Source organism: Citrobacter gillenii (genome assembly GCF_013337685.1).
Lineage (GTDB): Bacteria > Pseudomonadota > Gammaproteobacteria > Enterobacterales > Enterobacteriaceae > Citrobacter > Citrobacter gillenii.
In genome coordinates, this window is the sequence record NZ_SUQN01000001.1 from 317,153 (window position 1) to 341,334 (window position 24,182).

A 24,182-nucleotide genomic window follows, 5' to 3' on the forward strand; every position below is an offset into this window, starting at 1 on the left:
TCATTGTCCTGCTATCCGGCGAAGTGCCGTGATGACGCGCTGGGTATCGTCGGCGGTCATGTCGGGAAATAAAGGCAGTGAACAGATGCGGGCGCTATTCCATTCTGTGTTGGGGAGCGACAGGGTGGGGAAGCGTTCGCGATAATACTTTTGCGTGTGCGCCGCGCGAAAATGCAGACCGGTACCGATACCTTCAGCCTTCAGTGCTTCCATTAAGGCGTCCCGGCTCAGGCCGCAGCGTGCCTCGTCAACACGAATAATAAACAGATGCCAGGCGTGAACGTGCGACCATTGCGGCAAGCTCAACGGCTGAAAAGGCGTATCTGCCAGCGCGTGCTGATAGTGGTGCGCAATTTCAGCGCGACGTGCATTTATTCGACCCAGTTTATCCAGTTGCACCAGGGCGATGGCAGCATTGATATCGGTCAGATTGTACTTGTATCCTGGGGTTATAACTTCCGCCTGCGGTGCACGACCAAAGGTTTGCCGGTCATAGGCATCCACGCCCAGACCGTGGAATTTCAGACTGCGAAGCCGTTGCGCGAGCGCACTGTCGTCGGTCACGATCAGTCCACCTTCCGCGCAGGTAACATTTTTGATGGCGTGAAAGGAGAAAATCGCCGTACCGCGGGCGCCAACATGACGGCCTTTGTATAAGGTTCCCACCGCATGTGCGGCGTCTTCGATGACCGGGATGCCATAACGTTCGCCGATGGCGTAAATCGCATCAAGATCGGCAGGAGCGCCGGCGTAATGCACCGGAATAATTGCTTTGGTTCGTGGGGTGATGGCCGCTTCGATTTGTTCGGGAGTGACCATCAGCGTATCGCGGTCGACATCGATCATCACCGGCGTCGCACCCAACAGGACAATTATATTGATCGTGGAAACCCACGTCATCGACGGGGTGATCACCTCATCACCTGCGCCTACGTCCAGCGCCATCAGCGTGATGTGCATACCTGCTGTAGCTGAGCAGACGGCAACGGCATGTTGGTTTCCCGTCAGCCGACAGAATGCCTCTTCCAGTTGCTGATTTTTAGGGCCGGTGGTTATCCATCCTGAGTCCAGAACGGTTTTGACGGCGGCAAGCTCTTCAGTACCGAAGGCCGGGCGAGAGAAAGGCAAAAAGTCAGACATCATTATTCCTTCAAGCCATTAAACGCCATCGCATATTTATTAGGATGATAAATAGAGGTGTCGTTAATTATTTCATCAGGCTGCAAAGATTAATGATTGAAGGTTAATTTATCCTTAAGAGTTTAAGGTTGAGAAATAATGTGGAGTGTTTTGATTTTTGTGATTATCACTTTGAAAGTGAAATGTTTTTATATTTTATTTTTCGTCGCGAGCTACCGACATTACTCCATTTTATTAAAAAATTAAGCAATGCCGGTACACATACAGCCAATTTCATCGTGACAAAAACTACAGTAGTCCTTTCAGTTTTAACGTTTTTCGGGTGGCGACGTTTAAGTCGTAATGGGCGAGGTCCTGCGGTTTAACCCAGGCGAAGTCCTGAAACTCTTTGTTAATCTTCACCTCACGATTGGCTGAAACACAATCGAAGATCAGATAAATCATGTAGATCTCTTCCTGGCGACCATCAGCATAGGTTTTGGTGCGGATATCATCACTAAAGGTCCACGGAGTTATCTCTGTGAGCACCAACTGCTCGCCCAATTCTTCGCGCACTTCGCGACGCAAGGCCTCTTCGATACGCTCACCCGGCTCAACGCCGCCACCTGAAAGTGCCCATTGACCGGGGAACACGCCGCGATCGTCGGCCATTTTGCACAGTAAATAACACCCTTCATTTTGAATTAATGGGCAAACAATCGTTCTTTGACGCATAAGTCTGTTCCTTAGTGTGTCTGTTCAGTGAGTCCATCTTTCACTCATCTTACCTGTTACCAGACGCAGAAAAAATGCGTCCAGGCCGATTTAAAGGAGAAGCGGGATTAAATGAATGCGATAACAGAAAACACGCCTCAGGCCCTTGCTGCGGCGTAAGTTGGCCGTTAACTTAACCTTTGCTAAACATTCTGAGTAGTATTTAGTTACAATATGTTATTGCATCGCCTTTTTAGCTCATTGATTCCTCGCCATCAGGCAGTACAATCCAGCGGTTTTGGGGCTATGTTTAGTTTCTTGCTGGAAAGGATAGAAAATGAAAAAAAGTATTTTATTGGGCCTTGCTGGAATGCTGTTTGTTTCTGCGTCGGCGAACGCGGTAAGCATCAGCGGCCAGGCTGGTGAAGATTACACCAACCTTGGCTTCGGTTTCGGTACCGAGTCCTCCGGGCTGGCAGCCAGCGGCAACTGGATGCATAACGACGATGATGGTGATGTTGCCGGCGTCGGTCTTGGCCTGAATATCCCGATTGGTCCTCTGCTGGCCACCGTTGGCGGGAAAGGCGTTTATACCAACCCAAACGACGGCGATGAAGGCTATGCGGCGGCGGTTGGTGGTGGCTTGCAGTGGCCGATTGGCGACAGCTTCCGTCTGTTTGGCGAGTACTACTACTCTCCGGATTCGCTTTCCAGCGGTATTGATAGCTACGAAGAAGCCAATGCGGGCGCGCGTCTGACCATTATTCGCCCACTGAGTATCGAAGCCGGTTATCGCTACCTGAACCTGGCGGGTAAAGATGGCAACCGTGACAATGCGATTGCTGACGGCCCGTATGTTGGGGTTAACGCCAGCTTCTGATGTCCCTGGCGCGGCGTTCAGCTGCGCCTGTTTTTCCTTCTCTTACTCATTCTCTTTCCCTCCATCCTCCATGTTCCCTCGCCATTGCGTTATAGTGTTTTGATTGCATAAGCAGGAGAACACAATGTTAAACGTGGAGATGCTATCCACCGGGGATGAAGTGTTGCACGGCCAGATCGTCGACACCAATGCCGCCTGGCTGGCTGATTTTTTCTTCAATCAGGGATTACCGTTAACACGCCGCAACACGGTGGGCGACAATCTCGACGACCTGGTCGCCATTTTGCGCGAACGCAGCGAACATGCCGATGTATTGATTGTGAACGGTGGCTTAGGGCCAACCAGCGATGATTTGAGCGCGCTGGCTGCGGCAACGGCAAAAGGTGAAGAGCTGGTGCTGCACGAGGCATGGCTTGCTCAGATGGAGCATTACTTCCGCGAACGCGGTCGTATTATGGCACCGAGCAACCGTAAGCAAGCTGAATTACCTGCCAGCGCCGAGTTTATCAATAACCCAGTGGGTACCGCCTGTGGATTCGCCGTGAAGCTCAACCGCTGTCTGATGTTCTTTACGCCGGGCGTTCCGTCAGAGTTTAAAGTGATGATCGAGCATGAGATCCTACCGCGTCTGCGGGAGCGATTCTCACTCTCCCAACCCCCGCTATGCCTGCGACTAACCACCTTTGGCCGTTCTGAAAGCGAGCTGGCGCAACGTTTGGATCCGCTGCCTTTGCCTGCCGGGGTCACGATGGGGTATCGCTCATCAATGCCGATTATCGAGTTGAAGCTTACCGGGCCGGATTCCCAACGTGAAGCGATGCTGGCGCTCTGGCCGGAGGTGAAGCGGGTTGCCGGGCAGAATATGATTTTTGAAGGCACGGAAGGGCTGCCCGCGCAAATTGCACGCACGTTGCAGGAACGGCAATACAGCCTGACACTCAGCGAACAGTTTACCGCGGGGCTGGTCGCCCTCCAGCTTTCTCGCGCCAACGCCCCGCTGTTGGCCAGTGAAGTGGTGCCCTCTCAGGAGGAAACGCTGGCGCAAACCGCGCACTGGATAACCGAGCGACGCGGCAATCATTACGCAGATTTGGCGTTGGCGGTATCGGGTTTCGAAAACGAACATATTAACTTTGCGCTGGCAACGTCTGAGGGCACGCATGCATTACGCGTACGACTTAGCGCTAATCGCTACAGCTTGCCGGTGCGTCAGGAAGTGTGCGCCATGATGGCTCTGAATATGCTGCGCCGTTGGCTTAACGATCAGGATATTGCCACCGAGCATGGCTGGATTGAAGTGGTTGAATCACTGACCGTATAGTTTGTTATTGCCTGATGGCGAAGATTTTGTAGGCCGGATAAGGCGTTTTACGCTGCCATCCGGCAGATGTTTTGCCAGATGGCATTTCGCTTATCGGCCTACAATTGGGATGTAGGCTTGGTTAGTTAGCCTAACGCCTGTGCCAGCAGGGTTATTGGATGCTCACAGCGCTTGCTGGTGGACATCTCAATCTGCCATTTGCAGGTTTCGCAGTCGGTGACGACGATATCGGCTCCGCTTTCTTCGATCTGGCGGAACAGCGGGGCGCCAATGGATTGCGAAGTGGGGTAGTTTTCCTTTTTAAAGCCGTAGGTCCCGGCGATGCCGCAGCACTGGGAATCCAGCACCGTCAGTTCCAGACCAGGAATTTGACGCAGCAGCTCCAGCGTGTAGAGCGTCCAGCCCATTTTCTCCATATGGCAGGGGGTGTGGTAGACCACCTTCAGTGGCAGTGTTTTTAGCAGCAGCGTTTGCCCGCCGTCCAGTTTGCGCCACAGCCAACGGGTGGCCAGCTCAATATGTTCACGCAGACCCGTGTTGTCGACATCCAGCACTTCGGGATATTCATCGCGAAGCGCAAAGGTACAGGTTGATGAGGTGGCAAGCACCGGAATACCTTTCCCGTCAATGGCTTCTCTGAGTGACGCCACGTTGCTGACCGCCTGCTTACGTGCCTTATCGGTAAAACCGTTGGCGATCAGCGGCACGCCGCAGCACTTCTCTTTACTCAGCAACTGTACGCCGGTCCCCATCGCATTCAGCACTTTAATCAGGTCTTTGCCAAGCTGCGGATGGTTATAGTTCACAAAGCAGCCGTGAAAAAAGGCGACCTGATCCTGATACTGCGCCTGCTGTGCGGCAACGCTGCGGTACCAGCGGCGGAAGGTACCAAAGGAGTATTTTGGCAGCGTCCGGCGATGATCGATTTTTAACGCGTAATCGAGCAGCTGACGCACGGGCTTCAGCGAGGTGGCGGTATTGACGATCGGCGCGAACGGTGTGGAGACGCTGCCCATCAAATCGGTATGGCTTAAGACAAAGTTGCGCAGCGACGGACGCGTGGTGTCATATTTGGCGCGCGCGCGCTGGATGATATCGCCAATTTTAACATCTGACGGGCAGGCGACTTCGCAGCGTTTGCAGTTGATACAGTATTTCAGCGCATCATCGTATAACGCACCGTCTTTTAGACGCAGACGTTCCCCGTCCGGCCCGGCCTGTTTGGGTCCTGGGTAGCTCGGATTGACGCGGCTGACCGGGCAGGCAGTGGTGCACACAGTGCATTTGATACAACTTTCAAAACGTGTGTCGCTCATTGCTGGCCTCCTGCTCGTTTCGCAATATGATATGCGGCATGCAAGGCGCTGACTGCGCTCACGCCGCCTCCGCAACCTTGGGCGATAGGGTCAAAACCGCCAAGCACCGACCCGATGGCAAACAGGTTCTCTACCGTTTTTCCCGCAAGCGTTGGGCGCAGGGTGTCATCAGTATTCACACCAAATTGTTGCCACGGCTGCGGGTCGAAGACGTCGCGCTGATACCACTGCGCACGGGTCTCTGTTTGCTGGACATCCAGGCCGAGGATCGGCTCGTGGACAGCCTCGCGTGTTGCCACCAGTCCGCTGCTGAAGAAACTGCCGCTGGCGAGCACGGCAAAGCGTGGACGCAATGGAATATCAGCATGATTGCGGGTCCACACTTCACTCACCACACCGTCCTGACAGGTGACTTTTTTCACCTCGTCACCGGGCATCCACACGCCGCCCTGGCGTACAAACTGACGCTGTAATTGATTGTGCAGGCGCATGCCGAGAACAGAAGGCGGTAAAGTGGGTAACAGCATCAGCGAGCAGGGCAGACGCTCGTTGAGCCACTGCCAGAGCCGGGAATCGGCGAGACCGAAGCAGGCTGGCATAATAATCATGTCGCAGGTTTTTGCTATTGGCAGCAACGCGTCACAGAGCAGTGGCCATTTATCTTCGTTATCCAGCAGGCGTGCGATGTTAACCGCGCGAAACTCGGTGGGGTTGTCGCGCAGAACATCCAGTTCCGGCAGCTCGATTTCTGCGGTGTCGACGCTGAGGTTACGCTGGCTCAGTGAGGCCGCCGCGAGGTGTGCCTGAAAATCCAGTAACCCGCTGATGCCCACCACGCAGATACGCTGAGCAGACAGCGGCCAGACCGGTACTTCCGGCGAACTGAGCCAGGTTGAGCGCAAGGTCCCCAGCGGCGTTACGCGCTGATGTACCTGATGCACCTCGCCCTGCAACTGGGCACCGGATTCTTTCAACAGGGTTTGCGCCTGCTGCGCCAGTGACAGGACGTTTTGCGTACCGATCAGGCTATAAGGGTGCAAGGGGGCCTGAGTGCGCAGTGCGTTCAGGCCTGCCTCGATATCGCTCACCGGCTGTCCATCCGGCAGCGTGCTGAGTAAATCCAGCGAGCCGGAGGAAAAATGCAGGGCGCTTTGGCCACGGGTAACAATCGCGCAGCGTAACCCGCTTTTTTGCAGTTGCAGACCGCACAGCAGTCCGGCGAGACCGCCGCCGATAATGACGGTATCAAATTTCATCCTGGTGCTCCTTTTCCAGACCGCATAATCCCTGATACACCCAGCGCGTGAACTCGCTTTCGCGCAGTGCGTCTCCCCAGGCAATCGGCTGCACGCCTTTCCAGCGTTCGTTGAGAAACTCGGAGAGCTGGGTGATGGACTGCGCGGCGGTGGTAACATTAAAACGTTGCAGTAACCCTGCGGCGCGGCAAGCGCACAGTTCGCCCTGGCATGTCCCCATCCCGACGCGAGTACGGCGGCGCAAGTCCAGCAGGCTGTTGACGGTTAAATTTTCCACGGCGTATTGGACTTCGCCTGCGGTGACCGCCTCGCACTCGCAGACCAGGCTGCGATGCTGACGACCTTCGCTCAGCCAGACCGGGGTGCGATCGCCGTGACGGTAGACTGCCGAGCCGCGTAGCGGTGCGGGCAACGAGATCACGCGCTTAAGCGTGTGCTCGGTTGATTCCTGCGAACCTGGCAGCGCGACGTCCGCCGTGGTGCAAGGGCGAGTGTTGCCCAGCTTGCGGCAAACAGCGTCGGTGGCCCATTCAGCCATCAGGCGGTAGGTCATCAGTTTGCCGCCGGTAATGGTGATAAAGCCATCCAGACCGTCGCGTTCAGCATGATCGAACAACACAATGCCGCGGCTGACGTTACGACCGCTTGGATCATTGTCGCTGGCCACCAGCGGACGCACGCCGGAGTAGGCGCGTAAAATGCGCGTTTTCGCCATAATCGGCGCCAGCTTCTCCCCTTCACGCAGCAGAATATCCACCTCTTCAGCGGTGACGCGGTTGCTGTCGATATCATCGTAATCAATATGTTGCGAGGTGGTGCCGATCAGCGAGATGGTGTCGCCAGGCACCAGAATGTCGGCATCCGACGGTTTACGGCAGCGGTTGATGACATGCTGGTTAATGCGATGATCCATGATCAACAACGAGCCTTTTGCCGGGAACATGCGGATGCTCAGATCGGCATATTCCGCGATCCGCTGGCCCCAGATCCCGGCAGCGTTCACCACCACCGGCGCATGCAGGGACTGCATCTCGCCGGTGAGATGATTGCGAACGTTCACGCCGCAGACGGTTGCACCTTCACGAATCAGCCCGGTCACTTCATGGGCCGTCAGAATGACCGCGCCATGCTCTCTGGCATCCAGCATGTTGGCAGCGGTTAAACGGAAAGGATCCACGGTACCGTCTGGCACTTTGACTGCGCCAATCAACTGCGGGTTCACCGCGGGCTCGATAATGCGCGCTTGTTGAGGGTCGATCGCTTCTGCACGAATGCCCGCATCTTCGCAGGCACGAATAAAGGTGGCCTGGAAGGAGAGTTCATCTTCCGGCAGTGTGATAAACAGACCGTCCGTAGGCTCTACGCAGTGGCGGGCGATACGTTTCAGAATTTGGTTTTCGCTAATACATTCACGCGCAGATTCTGCGTCAGTGACGGCATAGCGCGCACCGCTGTGCAGCAGGCCGTGGTTACGTCCCGTTGCGCCGGTAGCGATATCGTGGCGTTCTACTAAGATGACGTGCAATCCGCGCAGAGCACAGTCGCGTGCGATCCCGGCACCTGTTGCTCCCCCACCAATGATAATCACGTCACTTGTTTGCGAGTCGCGAGTTTTCATTGTTTTTCCTCACAGTTCGTTTTTTTATCATTTAGCCACATAAAAAACATGGATTGTTTGATTTCGCGCATAATCGCTCATTATTCGAAAATGAAACGTGATTTCGTGCGCCTTTATGAACATTTGTCATAAATCTGTAACAATCTGTGCTGTGTTTCACATTTTTGTGCTGAATCTTTCCTTAACATCGCGGCCACACTGGGGGAGGTTGCGTCGTGATGACGTACTTACAGTGTTTCCTTCGAACAAAAGACGGCCACGGAGGCTACATACTATGTTGAGCATTTTTAAACCCGCGTCACATACGGCGCGCTTACCTGCAGCGGAAATCGATCCCACCTATCGTCGATTGCGCTGGCAGATTTTCTTGGGGATATTTTTTGGTTATGCGGCGTACTATCTGGTACGTAAGAACTTTGCCCTGGCTATGCCGTATCTGGTTGAGCAGGGTTTCTCCCGTGGCGATCTGGGTTTTGCGTTATCCGGTATTTCCATTGCCTATGGTTTTTCGAAATTTATCATGGGGTCCATTTCGGACCGCTCGAATCCGCGCGTTTTCCTGCCTGCCGGTCTGATTCTGGCGGCGGCGGTGATGTTGTTCATGGGCTTTGTGCCGTGGGCGACGTCCAGTATCGCGGTGATGTTTGTGCTGCTGTTCCTGTGTGGCTGGTTCCAGGGGATGGGGTGGCCGCCGTGCGGTCGTACCATGGTGCACTGGTGGTCGCAGAAAGAGCGTGGCGGTATTGTGTCCGTGTGGAACTGCGCGCATAACGTCGGTGGTGGTCTGCCTCCGCTGCTGTTCCTGCTGGGTATGGCCTGGTTTAACGACTGGAAAGCGGCATTGTACATGCCGGCATTCGGTGCGATTGTTGTCGCCCTGATTGCTTTTGCCCTGATGCGCGATACGCCGCAGTCTTGTGGCTTGCCGCCGATTGAAGAGTATAAGAACGACTATCCGGATGATTACAGCGAAAAAGCCGAAGAAGAGCTGACTGCGAAGCAGATCTTCATGCAGTACGTGCTGCCAAACAAACTGCTGTGGTACATCGCGATCGCCAACGTGTTTGTCTATTTACTGCGTTACGGCATCCTCGACTGGTCGCCGACCTACCTGAAAGAAGTGAAGCATTTCGCGCTGGATAAATCATCCTGGGCCTACTTCCTGTATGAGTATGCGGGTATCCCGGGCACCCTGCTGTGTGGCTGGATGTCGGATAAAGTCTTCCGTGGCAACCGTGGCGCAACCGGCGTGTTCTTCATGACGCTGGTGACCATTGCAACGATCGTTTACTGGATGAACCCGGCGGGCAATCCGAACGTTGATATGGCATGTATGATTATCATCGGCTTCCTGATCTACGGTCCGGTCATGCTGATTGGTCTGCACGCGCTGGAACTGGCACCGAAAAAAGCGGCGGGTACGGCGGCTGGCTTTACCGGGCTGTTTGGTTACCTGGGCGGCTCTGTGGCAGCGAGCGCCATTGTCGGTTACACCGTTGACTTCTTCGGCTGGGACGGTGGCTTTATGGTGATGATTGGCGGCAGCGTGCTGGCGGTTATTCTGCTGGTGGTCGTCATGATTGGTGAAAAGCGCCATCACGCAGAGATGGAACTGAAGCGTAACGGGGGATAATAGATGAAAACCACATTGAAAAGTCTTAGCGTCGCGTTAATGCTGACCGGTATGGTGGTCAGCAGCGCAGCCATCGCCGCAGACAAGATTGTGATTGCTCACCGTGGGGCCAGCGGCTATTTACCGGAACATACGCTGCCGGCAAAAGCGATGGCCTATGCGCAGGGCGCGGACTATCTCGAGCAGGATCTGGTGATGACCAAGGACGACCATCTGGTCGTTCTGCATGACCACTATCTTGACCGGGTCACCGATGTCGCCGAGCGTTTCCCGGATCGCGCCCGTAAAGATGGTCGCTACTACGCCATCGACTTTACGCTGGATGAGATCAAATCGCTGAAATTTACCGAAGGTTTCGATATCGAAAATGGCAAACAGGTGCAGACCTACCCAGGGCGCTTCCCGATGGGTAAATCTGATTTCCGTGTGCATACGTTCGAAGAAGAGATCGAGTTTGTTCAGGGATTAAATCATTCCACCGGTAAGAACATCGGTATCTATCCGGAAATTAAAGCGCCGTGGTTCCATCACCAGGAAGGGAAGGACATTGCTGCGAAGACGCTGGAAGTGCTGAAAAAGTACGGCTACAGCGACAAACAGGATAAGGTCTATCTGCAAAGTTTTGATGTGGCGGAACTCAAGCGCATCAAGAATGAGCTGGAACCTAAAATGGGGATGGACCTCAACCTGGTGCAGCTGATTGCCTATACCGACTGGAATGAAACCCAGGAGAAAAAACCGGACGGCAGTTGGGTGAATTACAACTATGACTGGATGTTTAAACCGGGCGCGATGAAGCAGGTTGCTGAGTACGCGGATGGCATTGGCCCGGACTATCACATGCTGGTCGATGAGAAGTCGAAGAAAGGCAACATCGTGTTGACCGGGATGGTGAAGGATGCGCATCAGAACAAGATGACGGTGCATCCTTATACCGTGCGGGCCGATCAATTGCCGGACTACGCGACGGATGTGAATCAGCTGTATGACATCCTGTATAACAAGGCGGGCGTTGACGGGTTGTTTACCGACTTCCCCGACAAAGCGGTAATGTTCCTGCATAAGCAGTAACGGTATCAGGCCTGCGATAGCATGATATTGCAGGCCTTTTCACCGGCGCATTCCCGACGGTTAGATCAGACCGTCTGCGGTCAGTGTTTCCATACATGCCTGCAGTAAATATAAAGGGCTGCCGTCTACCGGCGGCTCTTTTGCCAATAATGATATTTGCCGATAAAACGTTGGCTCCAGCGCCACCGAACGTATTTGCACGCCAACCGCCTTTAATGTGAGCTCCGGTAACAATGCGATCCCCAGCCCCTGACGAATAAAACTGATTGCCGTATCCGGGTGGTTGAACTCGTACTTAATGATTGGCTCAATACCTTGTTCTTTAAATAACGTCATGATGCTTAATTCATAGCGCCCTTTACTGATAATCAGCGGTTCTCCCACCAGTTCTTCTACTGAGATTGTGGCTTTGGCCGCCAGCGGGTGAGCCTCGGGGACAACAACGGTGAATTTGTCCCGATAAACCGGCACGCAGTACATGCCACTGACCGGAAAATGCACAAAACCCGCATCAATGCCTCCACTCTGCAGCGAATCAATAATGGCACTGCTGTTCTCTTCATAGGGAATGATTTTGATGTTGGGGTGATGCTGTTCAAAGTAGCGGATGATACCGGGCAAAATGCAGGCGCAGGCGCTGGGAAAACAGCCGATGTGCAAGGTTCGGGCGGGGTTTTGTTTCTCCTGTTCGGCGATCTCTTTTACGGCATTCGTTTGTCCAATGATGGTCCGTAAATGCGGGAGCAGCCGGATACCTACCGGGGTAAGTTGAATATCTTTGCGCCGCTCGCGGATCAAAATATTAACCCCTAACTCTTCTTCCAGCGCCGAAATAGCCTGACTGACGGCGGACTGGGTGGTGTATAGCCGCTTGCTGGCTTCGGTAAAACCACCGTACTCAAGCACGGCCAGCAGGGCGTGGATCTGGGTTAGTGTCATTAGTTATCCCTAATTAATACCATTAAAATGATTAATTTCTCTAATAAAATAAGCCTGTTTATACTGACTTTCTACCTTAAATACCCAAAATAATTTGCGTAGCCGACACACAAGCAATGTGAACTATGACGGGGATAAATCACATTTTGACGCACCTGTCCGTTGTTCAGTCGCTCTGAGCGTTGCCTGCGTGCGCCGTCGGGACAGGTTGCCGAGTATGAAAGAAAAATTGTGGACGAAAGATTTTTGGGCCATCACGATTATCAGCTTTATTATCTTTTTTGTTTTTTATGTCCTGCTGACGCTGTTGCCGATTTATATCCTGGAGCGTCTCCATGCGACCCCTGATAAGGCGGGTTTATTAGTCACCTTCTTTTTGGGGGCCGCCATTGTGGTACGTCCGTTTGCCGGACAATGGGTGGGAAAATATTCGAATAAAACGATTCTGGTGCTCTCTTCTCTGGCCTTTTTGGTGGTCACTGCGCTGTATCCTGTCTGCCATTCAATTGAATCACTGCTGTTTATTCGGGTGCTTCATGGTGTCACGTTTGGCGTTATTACTACGGTAAAAGGGACGATTTCCGCGCGGTTGATACCGGCCTCCCGACGTGGGGAGGGCATCAGCTTTTTCTCTTTAGCTATGGGACTGGCGATGGTCGTTGGGCCATGGGTGGGTCTGAACATGGCGCGCTGGGAGGCCTTTACTTCCGCGTTCTGGCTTTGTACAGCGGTAGCGGCAGTGGGCATTGTGCTGTCATTGATTGTTGCCGTGCCGCCGGTGATTCGTCATGCCGATGGCTCGCAGCCTAAGCTGGGGTTTGCCGCCATGTTTGACCGTGCCGCCTTGCCTTTTGCCATGGTGACCTTCTTCATGACCTTTTCCTACGCCGGGGTATCTGCCTTCCTGGCGCTGTATGCACGCGAGCTGGATCTGATGGCCGCCGCCAGTAACTTCCTGCTTTGCTACGCTGTCTGCCTGATGATCTGCCGAACGTTTACCGGCAATATTTGTGATAAAAAAGGACCGAAATACGTGGTTTACCCGTGCCTGGTCGCCTTTACCGTAGGGCTTGTGGTGCTCGGATATACCCACGGCAGCATCATGATGATTATTGCCGGAGGGCTGATTGGCATTGGCTACGGCTCGGTGACACCGGTGTTCCAGACGCAAATTATTAGCGCGGTAGAGCCGCATAAAATTGGCATCGCCAATTCGCTTTTTTTCAACGCAATGGATGCGGGAATGGCGATTGGGGCATTTATTATGGGGATGATGGTAGAAGGCGTGGGGTATCGGGCGATTTATCTGGTCGGTGCCGTGCTGGTGGTTCTTGCCGGAGCGCTGTACATCATGCAGATGAAAAAACGCGGAGACGTGGTGCTGGTCTCCGCGCATGAAGTTCACTAGGCGTTACATCTCAATCTCAATATCACCCTTTGCCCGGCAACAGCAGGGCAGTATCTCACCCGGCTGAATAAAGGCCAAAGGCTCTGCAATCCAGTCAACCTGACCCGCTACCAGGCGGGTACGGCAGGAGCCGCAGTAGCCTTCACGACATTGATACTCGACCTCAACATTGTGCGATTCAAGCGCGGCCAGCAGGGAAGGATGTTCATCCTGGCACAGCAGCTGCGTGCCAGAGATGCGCAGGGTAATACGGCCCATCAGAGCTGGAAATTACTCAGATCGTCGGTATCGACTTCGGCATCGATTTGCCCGACCAGATAAGAGCTGACTTCCACTTCCTGCGGTGCAACCTGCACGTTATCGGACACCAGCCAGGTGTTGATCCACGGAATGGGGTTCGAACGCGTCTGGAACGGCAGGTCAAGCCCTACGGCCTGCATACGAATGTTAGTGATGTACTCGACGTACTGGCACAGAATATCTTTGTTCAGACCGATCATTGAACCGTCGCGGAACAGGTAATCAGCCCACTCTTTTTCCTGCACAGCGGCCTGTACGAACAGGTCGTAGCAATCCTGTTTACACTCTTCGGCAATCTCTGCCATTTCCGGATCGTCTACGCCGCTGCGCAACAGGTTCAGCATATGCTGGGTCCCGGTCAGGTGCAGGGCTTCGTCACGGGCGATCAGGCGAATGATTTTCGCGTTGCCTTCCATCAGTTCGCGCTCGGCAAAAGCAAAAGAGCAGGCGAAGCTGACGTAGAAGCGGATCGCTTCCAGTGCGTTAACGCTCATCAGGCACAGATACAGTTTCTTCTTCAGCTCGCGCAGGTTCACGACAACCGTCTTACCATTGACCGTGTGCGTACCAACGCCGAGCAGATGCCAGTAGCTGGTCATCTCGATTAACTCGTCGTAGTAGCTGGAGATGCCTTCCGCACGCTTCTGAATCTGCTCATTGGTGACGATATCGTCAAACACCACCGCCGGATCGTTAACAATGTTACGGATGATATGGGTGTAAGAGCGTGAGTGAATGGTTTCGGAGAAGGCCCACGTTTCCACCCAGGTTTCCAGCTCAGGGATCGAGATCAGCGGCAACAACGCCACGTTCGGGCTGCGCCCCTGAATGGAGTCCAGTAAGGTCTGGTACTTCAGGTTGCTGATAAAAATGTGTTTTTCATGTTCTGGCAGCGCCTGAAAGTCAATGCGGTCACGAGAAACATCGACCTCTTCCGGACGCCAGAAGAACGAGAGCTGCTTTTCGATCAGTTTTTCGAAGATGTCATATTTTTGCTGATCATAGCGCGCGACGTTCACCGGCTGGCCGAAGAACATCGGTTCCAGAAGCTGGTCATTTTTCGTCTGTGAAAAAGTGGTGTATGCCATTGATGTGAATCCTTTGTGGGATGAGCGCCGGATGGCGGTGCAAGCACCTTATCCGGCCTACAAACCGTGCAATCGTAGGCCGGGTAAGCGTAGCGCCACCCGGCATTATTCATCAGATCTTACATGCGCCGCTTTCGCAGCCATCGTCCTGGATAGACGGCACCATATCGTCCTGAGTATCTTCAGCACCGTCGCGGGTGTTCTGATAATACAGCGTTTTGACACCAAATTTGTAGGCGGTGAGCAGGTCTTTCAGCAATTGCTGCATCGGCACTTTCCCTGACGGGAAGCGGGACGGATCGTAGTTGGTATTGGCTGAAATCGATTGATCGATAAACTTCTGCATCACGCCAACCAGTTGCAGGTAGCCGTCGTTATTGGGCATTTCCCACAGCAGTTCATAGGCATTTTTCAGGTGTTCGTAATCCGGCACAACCTGACGCAGGATGCCATCTTTCGAGGCTTTGATACTCACGTGACCGCGCGGTGGCTCAATGCCGTTGGTGGCGTTGGAGATCTGCGAAGAGGTCTCAGACGGCATCAGAGCAGAGAGTGTGGAGTTACGCAGACCGTGAGTCTTGATCGATTCACGCAACGCTTCCCAGTCGTGGTGCAGCGGTTCGTTGACGATGGCATCCAGATCTTTCTTGTAGGTATCGATCGGCAGAATACCTTTGGCATAGGTGGTTTCGTTAAACCACGGGCACGCGCCTTGCTCTTTAGCCAGCTCATTCGAGGCTTTCAGCAGGTAATACTGAATGGCTTCAAAGGTTTTGTGGGTCAGGTTATTGGCGCTGCCGTCAGAGTAACGTTTACCGTTCTTCGCCAGCCAGTAAGCGTAGTTGATCACGCCAATACCCAGCGTACGGCGACCCATGGCACCGCGTTTAGCTGCCGGGATCGGATAATCCTGATAATCCAGCAGCGCATCCAGTGCACGTACCGCCAGCACGGCCAGCTCTTCCAGTTCGTCGAGGCTGTTGATAGCGCCGAGGTTAAAGGCAGAGAGCGTACACAGGGCAATTTCACCGTTTTCGTCGTTAACGTCGGTCAGCGGTTTGGTCGGCAGCGCGATTTCCAGGCACAGGTTGGACTGGCGCACTGGTGCGATAGCAGGATCAAACGGGCTGTGGGTGTTGCAGTGGTCAACGTTCTGAATGTAGATACGACCGGTAGAGGCGCGTTCCTGCATCATCAGCGAGAACAGCTCAACCGCTTTTACGCGTTGTTTACGAATGCTGTCATCGTTTTCGTATTGGGTGTACAGGCGCTCGAATTCGTCCTGATCGGCGAAGAACGCGTCGTACAGGCCCGGAACGTCAGACGGGCTGAACAGGGTGATGTCGCCGCCTTTCAGCAGGCGAGTGTACATCAACTTGTTGATCTGTACGCCGTAGTCCATGTGACGTACGCGGTTGCCCTCGACGCCACGGTTGTTTTTCAGTACCAGCAGGCTTTCAACTTCCAGATGCCACATCGGGTAGAACAGCGTGGCCGCACCGCCGCGTACGCCGCCCTGAGAGCAGGATTTCACCGCAGTCTGGAAGTGTTTATAGAACGGGATACAGCCGGTGTGGAACGCTTCACCGCCGCGAATCGGGCTACCCAGCGCACGAATGCGTCCAGCGTTGATGCCGATACCAGCGCGCTGGGAAACGTATTTCACGATGGCGCTGGAGGTCGCGTTAATGGAGTCCAGGCTGTCGCCGCACTCGATCAGCACGCAAGAGCTGAACTGACGGGTTGGGGTACGCACGCCAGACATGATTGGCGTTGGCAGCGAAATTTTAAACGTCGAAACGGCGTCGTAGAAACGCTTAACGTATTCCAGACGGGTTTCACGCGGGTAGTTCGAGAACAGGCAAGCTGCTACCAGAATATAGAGGAACTGAGCGCTTTCGTAAATTTCACCGGTGACGCGGTTTTGTACCAGATATTTGCCTTCTAACTGCTTCACGGCAGCATAGGAGAAGGTCATATCGCGGTCATGTTCGATGAACGAGTCCATCTGCTTGAACTCTTCTTCCGTGTAGTCTTCCAGCAGATGATTGTCGTATTTGCCCATCTCAACCATTTTAACAACATGGTCATACAGTTTTGGCGGTTCGAACTCACCGTAGGCTTTCTTGCGCAGGTGGAAAATCGCCAGACGAGCGGCCAGATATTGATAATCCGGTGCATCACGGGAGATCAGATCGGCGGCGGCTTTGATAATCGTTTCGTGAATATCGGAAGTCTTGATGCCGTCATAAAACTGAATGTGAGAGCGAAGCTCGACCTGAGAAATCGATACGTTATTCAGTCCTTCTGCCGCCCAATCCAGAACTCGGTGGATTTTGTCGAGATTGATGCGCTCTGTACTACCATCACGCTTTGTCACCAGCAGACTCTGATTCATGTGGTTTTTTACCTGTCCGTGAAAGAAAAAAATATCCCCCGTATTATCCACAGTGCCATGTTGTGACTAAGTCTGTGGATAAATACTATATGTAGGGGTTGTTTGATAAGATAGACGCTATATGGTGAGTATTCTAGTAGGGATTCTTTTCAGTACAAGAGTTGATTTTGGCGTTAAATTGAGGTTGCAAAAGGGTAATAATCGCTAAGTGCGCGTCTTATAAGGCCTGGCGAGGATGTCAATAATTGAGAAAAAAAATAGAAAATTTGATCGAGTGCTGATTTCTTCATCGAAGAGCGATTACGTTATATGATCTGGCACAGAGTTTGTACGCCTGATAAGCGAAACGTCATCAGGCGTGCAGATAAGTTACTCGGCTTTCGCGGTGGTGTGCACCATATAGTTCACGTCCACGCCTGGACCCAGCTTAAAGGTGTTGGTGATAGGGTTGTAGTGCAGGCCGGTCATGTGGCGCTCTTTTAACACTGTCTGATCAACCCACTGTAACAATTCCGCAGGCTTAATAAATTTTTTCACATCATGCGTGCCTTTGGGCACCATGCGCAGAATGTACTCCGCGCCAACCACAGCCATCAGCCACGACTTGCCGTTGCGATTGAGCGTGGAGAAAAACACCTCGCCGCCTGGTTTCACCAACTGCGCGCAGGCTCTGACCACCGACTGCGGATCCGGTACGTGTTCCAGCATTTCCATGCAGGTCACTACGTCATACTGGTGTGCATGTTTTTCGGCGTGTTGTTCTACAGTTTCTTGTACGTATTCCACCTGAATGCCACTTTCCAGCGCATGCAGTTTTGCCACCTGCAGCGGTTCAAAACCCATATCCAGGCCGGTGACTGTTGCGCCTTCGCGCGCCATGCTTTCAGCCAGAATGCCGCCTCCGCAGCCGACGTCGAGCACTTTTTTACCAAACAGCCCGCCTGAGCGCTCGGTGATATAACCCAGACGCAGCGGGTTAATGCGGTGCAGAGGCTTAAATTCACCTTCAAGATCCCACCAGCGCGACGCGACTGCTTCAAATTTGGCAATTTCTTCATGGTCAACGTTCTGAGTCACCGGGGCTTTTTCGGCATTCATTGGGGCTTCTACTCCTTAATTAGCAATACAAACGAGTATATCAGCCTGGCAGGATGAATAAAGCCTCTCTCAGGGGGAATCCATTTACCTGAATCTGCACGGATGTGTTATAATTTGCGACCTTTGAATCCGGGATACAGTAGAGGGATAGCGGTTAGATGAGCGACCTTGCGAGAGAAATTACACCGGTCAACATTGAGGAAGAGCTGAAGAGCTCGTATCTGGATTATGCGATGTCGGTCATTGTTGGCCGTGCGCTGCCGGACGTCCGAGATGGCCTGAAGCCGGTTCACCGTCGCGTACTTTACGCCATGAACGTATTGGGCAACGACTGGAATAAAGCCTATAAAAAATCTGCCCGTGTCGTTGGTGACGTAATCGGTAAATACCACCCTCATGGTGATACCGCCGTTTACGACACCATTGTTCGTATGGCGCAGCCATTCTCCCTGCGTTACATGCTGGTGGATGGTCAGGGTAACTTTGGTTCTGTCGATGGCGACTCCGCCGCAGCGATGCGTTATACGGAAATCCGTATGTCGAAAATCGCCCACGAGCTGATGGCTGACCTGGAAAAAGAAACGGTTGATTTCGTCGATAACTATGACGGCACCGAACGCATTCCGGACGTCATGCCGACCAAAATTCCTAACCTGCTGGTGAACGGTTCGTCCGGTATCGCGGTAGGTATGGCGACCAACATTCCGCCGCACAACCTGACAGAAGTGATTAACGGCTGTCTGGCCTACATTGACGATGAAGACATCAGCATTGAAGGGCTGATGGAACACATCCCAGGCCCGGACTTCCCGACCGCCGCGATCATCAACGGTCGTCGTGGTATTGAAGAAGCCTATCGTACTGGTCGCGGTAAAGTGTACATTCGCGCCCGCGCGGAAGTTGAAGCTGACGCGAAAACCGGTCGTGAAACCATCATCGTGCACGAAATTCCGTATCAGGTGAACAAAGCCCGCCTGATTGAGAAAATTGCCGAGTTGGTAAAAGACAAACGCGTTGAAGGCATCAGCGCGCTGCGTGACGAGTCTGATAAAGACGGTATGCGCATCGTGATTGAAGTCAAACGTGACGCGGTCGGGGAAGTGGTTCTCAACAACCTTTACTCCCAGACCCAGCTGCAGGTTTCCTTCGGTATTAACATGGTTGCGCTGCACCATGGTCAGCCGAAGATCATGAACCTGAAAGATATTATCGCTGCGTTTGTGCGTCACCGTCGTGAAGTGGTTACTCGCCGTACTATTTTTGAACTGCGTAAAGCCCGCGATCGTGCCCACATCCTTGAAGCGTTAGCGATTGCACTGGCCAACATCGATCCGATCATTGAACTGATCCGTCGTGCGCCGACCCCGGCTGAAGCGAAAGCCGGACTGGTTGCCCGTTCGTGGGAGCTGGGTAACGTATCGGCGATGCTGGAACGTGCCGGTGATAACGCTGCCCGTCCTGAATGGCTGGAACCTGAGTTTGGCGTGCGTGACGGTCAGTACTACCTGACTGAACAGCAAGCCCAGGCGATTTTGGATCTGCGCTTGCAGAAACTGACCGGCCTTGAGCATGAAAAACTGCTCGACGAATACAAAGAGCTGCTGGAGCAGATCGCTGAATTGCTGCACATTTTGGGCAGCGCCGATCGCCTGATGGAAGTGATCCGTGAAGAGATGGAGCTGGTTCGCGAGCAGTTCGGTGATGAGCGTCGCACTGAAATCACCGCCAACAGCGCTGACATCAATATCGAAGATCTGATCACCCAGGAAGATGTTGTCGTGACCTTGTCTCACCAGGGTTACGTTAAATATCAGCCGTTAACCGATTACGAAGCACAGCGTCGTGGCGGTAAGGGTAAATCAGCAGCACGAATTAAAGAAGAAGACTTCATCGACCGCCTGCTGGTGGCCAACACCCACGACACGATCCTGTGCTTCTCCAGCCGTGGTCGTCTGTACTGGATGAAGGTCTATCAGCTGCCGGAAGCGAGCCGTGGTGCGCGTGGACGTCCAATCGTCAACCTGCTGCCGCTGGAAGCCAACGAACGTATCACCGCGATTCTGCCGGTACGCGAGTACGAAGAGGGCGTGAACGTCTTTATGGCAACCGCTAGCGGTACCGTGAAGAAAACGGCGCTGACCGAGTTCAGCCGTCCACGTTCAGCCGGTATTATTGCGGTTAACCTGAATGAAGGCGACGAGCTGATTGGCGTGGATCTGACCTCGGGGTCTGACGAAGCGATGCTGTTCTCTGCCGCGGGTAAAGTGGTGCGCTTCAAAGAAGACGCCGTTCGTGCGATGGGTCGTACTGCGACCGGCGTACGTGGTATCAAACTGGCGGGCGAAGACAAAGTCGTTTCTCTAATTATTCCACGTGGCGAAGGCGCTATCCTGACCGTGACGCAAAACGGTTATGGTAAGCGTACTGCGGCAGAAGAGTATCCGACCAAGTCGCGTGCGACGCAGGGCGTTATCTCCATCAAAGTCACCGAACGCAACGGTTCCGTTGTTGGCGCGGTGCAGGTGACCGATAGCGACCAGATCATGATGATCACCGATGCTGGTACGTTGGTGCGTACTCGCGTGTCGGAAATCAGCGTGGTTGGGCGTAACACCCAGGGCGTTATCCTCATCCGCACGGCGGATGATGAAAACGTGGTGGGTCTGCAACGTGTAGCTGAACCGGTTGATGACGAAGAACTGGATTCTATCGACGGAAGTGCTGCGGAAGGGGACGATGATATCGCGCCTGAAGCAGAAAGCGATGACGATGCGGCGGATGACGCAGAAGAGTAATTAAGTCGTAATGAGAAGGGCCGGAGAAATCCGGCCCTTTTTTTTAGTTCATCCTTTCCACAATCATTGCAATCCCCTGACCGCCGCCGATGCACAGCGTAGCCAGTCCGAGAGTTTTATCCCGCGCTTGTAGCGCGTGAAGCAACGTGACCAGAATACGCGCCCCGCTGGCGCCGATAGGGTGCCCAAGCGCGATTGCTCCGCCGTTGACATTCACCTTTTGTGCATCAAATCCCAGCGTTTTCCCTACTGCCAGAAACTGTGCGGCAAACGCCTCATTGGCTTCAATCAGGTCGATATCAGACAATTGAAGCCCGCTCAGTTGCAGCACTTTTTGCGTCGCCGGAACCGGCCCCATGCCCATGATGGCGGGTGCGACGCCGCCGCCGGCATAGGCTTTGATCCGCGCCAGCGGCTTCAGCCCAGCAGCCAGCGCCGCCGCTTCTTCCATGATTACCAGCGCGGCGGCACCGTCGTTGATCCCCGAAGCGTTACCGGCCGTGACGGTACCCGCTTTGTCGAAGGCCGGACGTAATGCGGCAAGGCCTTCCGCCGTAGAGTCGGCTTTGGGGAATTCATCACGATCAAACATGATCGCTTTTTTCCGCGATACCACACTCACCGGGACGATCTCTGCCTCAAATGCGCCTGACTCTATTGCCGATACCGCTTTACGCTGCGACATCAGCGCCAGTTCATCCTGCATCTCCCGACTAATGCCATACTCCTTGGCAACGTTTTCAGCGGTGATCCCCATATGGTAGCCATGCTCGGCGCAGATCAGACCGTCGCGCAGGATTACATCTGACAACTGTCCGTCCCCGAGGCGATATCCCCAGCGGGCTTTGGCGTCTAACAGGTACGGTGCCTGGCTCATGTTTTCCATGCCACCGGCGACAATTGCCTGAGCTTGTCCGGCCTGGATTGCCTGAGCGGCAAGCGCCACGCTTTTGAGGCCCGAGCCGCACACTTTGTTGAGGGTAAAACCGCATACGGTGTCGGCGAGACCGCTTTTTAACAGCGCCTGGCGTGCAGGGTTCTGTCCTAAACCAGACTGCAGCACGTTGCCCATGATCACCTCGTCAACCCGGAGTGGGTCAAGGCGGGCGCGCTCTAGCGCGGCTTTAATCACGGTTGCTCCGAGTTCGACGGCGCCGGTGGTGGCCAGTGAACCATTAAAGTTACCAATTGCGGTACGCGCCGCACTGACGATGACACAATTTTTCATTTTTCTGTTCCCTTAAATAAGTGGTTGCCGTCAGAACAAGGTCAATCCAATGACGAAAATGATGCCGGAGAAAAGCAGGGCGGTGATGCAGTAGCCCATAATGTCGCGCACGCCCAGCCCGGCGATAGCCAGCGCAGGTAATGCCCAGAACGGTTGCGCCATGTTCATCCACTGCTCGCCGTAGGCGATGGCCATCACCGATTTACCCAGGTCGGCACCGAGCGCCTGCGCGGCAGGCAACACGAACGGTCCCTGAATAACCCAGTGTCCGCCACCTGATGGCACGGCAAAGTTAATCAGCGCGGAACTGAAGAAAGTCATTAATGGGAAGGTGTCTTTGTTGGCGACGTCGATGAAGAATTCGGTAATCAGCCCGCCGAGACCGGAATGCTCCATCATTAGTTGGATCCCGGCGTAGAAGGGGAACTGTACCAGGATCCCCGCGGTGCTGCGGGCGGCGGCGCTGACGGCACGCATATAGGCCATTGGCGTTTTGTGCAGCAGCAGACCGGCAATCATAAACATCAGGTTGACGGTGTTGATGGTGAGGTTGAAACCCTTGTCGGCGAAATACAGTGCCAGGTAAGCAATCCCCAGTCCGCCAATGATTAGCGTCAGAATACGGCTCTCTTCCAGACGCTCGGACGGCGGTGCGTCTGGCGGGAGTTTCTTCTGGAAATCATCTTCTTCCAGCAATAATTTTGGATCGATGCTTACCACATCAGACGGTTTCGGCGTCATCATGCGTGTGATGAACGGCATGACCACAATGAGCGCCAGAGTGATGAAAATATTGAAATCGGTAAACAGGGTGTCGCTGACCGGAATTAACCCGGCAACGTGCTCGACCGGGTTGCCCGGCGTTGCTGCCAGCAACGGCATTGAGCCGGAGAAGCCGCCACCCCAGGTCAGAAAGCCGATGTAGGCGCAGGCAATCAGCAGCGGGTAGTCAGAGCCGGGTACCCGACGGGCGACTTCACGAGCAAACATCGCTCCCACCACCAGACCAAAGCCCCAGTTGATGACGCTAGCGACCGCGGCAAAGAATGTCACCAGCATAACGCCCTGTGTGGGGGTTTTAGCGGCTGAAGCGGCGGTGCGCAGCAGACTTTTAACCGGACCGGAGCTGGCCAGCGCGTGGCCGGTGACGATGATCAGCGCCATCTGCATACCAAATGCCAGCAGATTCCAGAAGCCGTCTCCCCAAAACTTGACCATGCTGATCGGTGTTTGCGGCGTCAACCACAGCGCAATGGCGAACGTTATCAGCGTCAGCAGCATGGCGAAGATCAGCGGGTCGGGCAGCCAGCGGCTGACGAAACGCGTCATAAAGCGTGACATACGGCCAATCATACGTCACCTCGCAGGATGACCAGGTCGGTGGCGACAGCAAATTGTGCGTCGGTTTTCTCACGCAGGGCGGTGATATCGCAGCCTTCCGCGATTTCTGTCAGCCACATTTTACCGTCAATGAAGCGGAAAACGGCGAGTTCGGTGACCAGCATATGTACCGCGTGCTGGGCCGTCAGTGGCATGGTGCAATGGCGGAGAATTTTAGCCGCGCCATCTTTCGCACAATGTTCCATGGCGATAATGACTTTACGCGCGCCGGTGACCAGATCCATTGCGCCGCCCATGCCGGGCACCATCTTACCGGGAACCACCCAGTTGGCGAGGTTAGCCTGTTCATCAACCTGCAACCCACCGAGGACACAGGCATCAACATGGCCGCCGCGAATTAACGCGAATGACATGGCGCTATCAAACATTGCGGCACCGGGCAAAATACCACACGGTTGCCCACCGGCGTTGACCAGATCGGGATGGGCTGTGGTGACCGGACCCAACCCGAGAAAACCGTTCTCGGACTGCAAGGTAATGTGAATATCGGCTGGCAGGTAGTTGGCGACCATCGTCGGCAGACCGATACCTAAGTTCACCACGTCGCCGTCGCGAAGTTCTTGCGCCACGCGGCGCGCAATACGTTGTTTAGCATCCAT

Annotated in this window: 19 protein-coding genes; 6 read left to right on the plus strand and 13 right to left on the minus strand. The window is 54.0% G+C overall.

Annotation, left to right across the window (positions count from 1 at the left end; genetic code table 11):
- Together arnB and nudI are read right to left on the minus strand one after the other, a co-directional pair.
- Positions 1-1,140: a UDP-4-amino-4-deoxy-L-arabinose aminotransferase gene (arnB, locus tag FCH32_RS01435; protein ID WP_174360341.1), complete on the minus strand. Its 1,140-nt coding sequence runs from the start codon at positions 1,138-1,140 to the stop codon at positions 1-3.
- A 288-nt stretch (positions 1,141-1,428) separates the two neighbouring features.
- A complete protein-coding gene (gene nudI, locus FCH32_RS01440) occupies positions 1,429-1,854 on the minus strand; it encodes a nucleoside triphosphatase NudI (RefSeq protein WP_174360342.1) in 426 nt (141 codons plus the stop codon).
- A 316-nt stretch (positions 1,855-2,170) separates the two neighbouring features.
- Here nudI and FCH32_RS01445 point away from each other — a divergent pair, with 316 nt between their 5' ends.
- Both FCH32_RS01445 and FCH32_RS01450 read left to right on the plus strand, forming a co-directional pair.
- Positions 2,171-2,713, plus strand: coding sequence for a YfaZ family protein (locus FCH32_RS01445; RefSeq protein WP_115257927.1), 543 nt, complete (start codon positions 2,171-2,173; stop codon positions 2,711-2,713).
- Positions 2,714-2,837: 124 nt separating this feature from the next.
- Positions 2,838-4,034: a nicotinamide mononucleotide deamidase-related protein YfaY gene (locus FCH32_RS01450; protein WP_174360343.1), complete on the plus strand. Its 1,197-nt coding sequence runs from the start codon at positions 2,838-2,840 to the stop codon at positions 4,032-4,034.
- Between the two features lie 125 nt (positions 4,035-4,159).
- Here FCH32_RS01450 and glpC read toward each other — a convergent pair whose 3' ends face one another.
- Genes glpC through glpA form a run of 3 tightly spaced genes read right to left on the minus strand, consistent with a single transcriptional unit; the run spans position 4,160 to position 8,224 of the window.
- On the minus strand, positions 4,160-5,350 hold the full coding sequence (glpC, locus tag FCH32_RS01455; RefSeq protein ID WP_174360344.1) for an anaerobic glycerol-3-phosphate dehydrogenase subunit GlpC: 1,191 nt from the start codon (positions 5,348-5,350) through the stop codon (positions 4,160-4,162).
- Positions 5,347-6,606, minus strand: a complete 1,260-nt coding sequence (gene glpB / locus FCH32_RS01460) for a glycerol-3-phosphate dehydrogenase subunit GlpB (RefSeq protein ID WP_174360345.1) — start codon at positions 6,604-6,606, stop codon at positions 5,347-5,349. The genes glpC and glpB overlap by 4 nt, the downstream gene beginning before the upstream one ends.
- Positions 6,596-8,224, minus strand: a complete 1,629-nt coding sequence (gene glpA / locus FCH32_RS01465; protein WP_146716677.1) for an anaerobic glycerol-3-phosphate dehydrogenase subunit A — start codon at positions 8,222-8,224, stop codon at positions 6,596-6,598. Before glpA ends, glpB begins: the two co-directional genes overlap by 11 nt.
- Positions 8,225-8,498: 274 nt before the next feature.
- Here glpA and glpT point away from each other — a divergent pair, with 274 nt between their 5' ends.
- Together glpT and glpQ are read left to right on the plus strand one after the other, a co-directional pair.
- The gene (gene glpT, locus FCH32_RS01470) at positions 8,499-9,857 is read left to right on the plus strand and encodes a glycerol-3-phosphate transporter (RefSeq protein ID WP_115257931.1); all 1,359 of its coding nucleotides are present in this window, start codon (positions 8,499-8,501) and stop codon (positions 9,855-9,857) included.
- Between the two features lie 3 nt (positions 9,858-9,860).
- Positions 9,861-10,928, plus strand: coding sequence for a glycerophosphodiester phosphodiesterase (glpQ, locus tag FCH32_RS01475; protein WP_096756403.1), 1,068 nt, complete (start codon positions 9,861-9,863; stop codon positions 10,926-10,928).
- Between the two features lie 60 nt (positions 10,929-10,988).
- On the opposite strand, the gene FCH32_RS01480 is transcribed toward glpQ, so the two are convergent.
- On the minus strand, positions 10,989-11,867 hold the full coding sequence (locus tag FCH32_RS01480) for a LysR family transcriptional regulator (protein WP_174360346.1): 879 nt from the start codon (positions 11,865-11,867) through the stop codon (positions 10,989-10,991).
- 217 nt (positions 11,868-12,084) lie between these two features.
- On the opposite strand from FCH32_RS01480, the gene FCH32_RS01485 reads away from it, so the two are divergent.
- A complete protein-coding gene (locus FCH32_RS01485) occupies positions 12,085-13,275 on the plus strand; it encodes an MFS transporter (RefSeq protein WP_117343430.1) in 1,191 nt (396 codons plus the stop codon).
- Between the two features lie 3 nt (positions 13,276-13,278).
- On the opposite strand, the gene yfaE is transcribed toward FCH32_RS01485, so the two are convergent.
- The 4 genes from yfaE to ubiG all read right to left on the minus strand — a co-directional run bounded on the left by yfaE (position 13,279) and on the right by ubiG (position 18,159).
- The gene (gene yfaE, locus FCH32_RS01490) at positions 13,279-13,533 is read right to left on the minus strand and encodes a ferredoxin-like diferric-tyrosyl radical cofactor maintenance protein YfaE (RefSeq protein ID WP_096756406.1); all 255 of its coding nucleotides are present in this window, start codon (positions 13,531-13,533) and stop codon (positions 13,279-13,281) included.
- Positions 13,533-14,663: a class Ia ribonucleoside-diphosphate reductase subunit beta gene (gene nrdB / locus FCH32_RS01495; RefSeq protein WP_174360347.1), complete on the minus strand. Its 1,131-nt coding sequence runs from the start codon at positions 14,661-14,663 to the stop codon at positions 13,533-13,535. The genes yfaE and nrdB overlap by 1 nt, the downstream gene beginning before the upstream one ends.
- Positions 14,664-14,775: 112 nt before the next feature.
- A complete protein-coding gene (gene nrdA / locus FCH32_RS01500) occupies positions 14,776-17,061 on the minus strand; it encodes a class 1a ribonucleoside-diphosphate reductase subunit alpha (RefSeq protein ID WP_096756408.1) in 2,286 nt (761 codons plus the stop codon).
- Positions 17,062-17,430: 369 nt separating this feature from the next.
- Complete coding sequence (ubiG, locus tag FCH32_RS01505; RefSeq protein ID WP_096756409.1) at positions 17,431-18,159, minus strand: bifunctional 2-polyprenyl-6-hydroxyphenol methylase/3-demethylubiquinol 3-O-methyltransferase UbiG; 729 nt, start codon at positions 18,157-18,159, stop codon at positions 17,431-17,433.
- 158 nt (positions 18,160-18,317) lie between these two features.
- Between ubiG and gyrA the strand changes: the two genes are divergently transcribed.
- On the plus strand, positions 18,318-20,954 hold the full coding sequence (gene gyrA / locus FCH32_RS01510; RefSeq protein WP_096756410.1) for a DNA topoisomerase (ATP-hydrolyzing) subunit A: 2,637 nt from the start codon (positions 18,318-18,320) through the stop codon (positions 20,952-20,954).
- 43 nt (positions 20,955-20,997) lie between these two features.
- Here gyrA and FCH32_RS01515 read toward each other — a convergent pair whose 3' ends face one another.
- From FCH32_RS01515 to FCH32_RS01525, 3 genes are read right to left on the minus strand one after another with little or no spacing between them, the layout of a single operon-like run.
- A complete protein-coding gene (locus FCH32_RS01515) occupies positions 20,998-22,182 on the minus strand; it encodes an acetyl-CoA C-acetyltransferase (protein ID WP_115257934.1) in 1,185 nt (394 codons plus the stop codon).
- A 30-nt stretch (positions 22,183-22,212) separates the two neighbouring features.
- Positions 22,213-23,535 (minus strand): TIGR00366 family protein, encoded by a 1,323-nt coding sequence (locus FCH32_RS01520; protein WP_174360348.1) that lies wholly within the window; start codon positions 23,533-23,535, stop codon positions 22,213-22,215.
- A complete protein-coding gene (locus FCH32_RS01525) occupies positions 23,532-24,182 on the minus strand; it encodes a 3-oxoacid CoA-transferase subunit B (RefSeq protein WP_115257936.1) in 651 nt (216 codons plus the stop codon). Before FCH32_RS01525 ends, FCH32_RS01520 begins: the two co-directional genes overlap by 4 nt.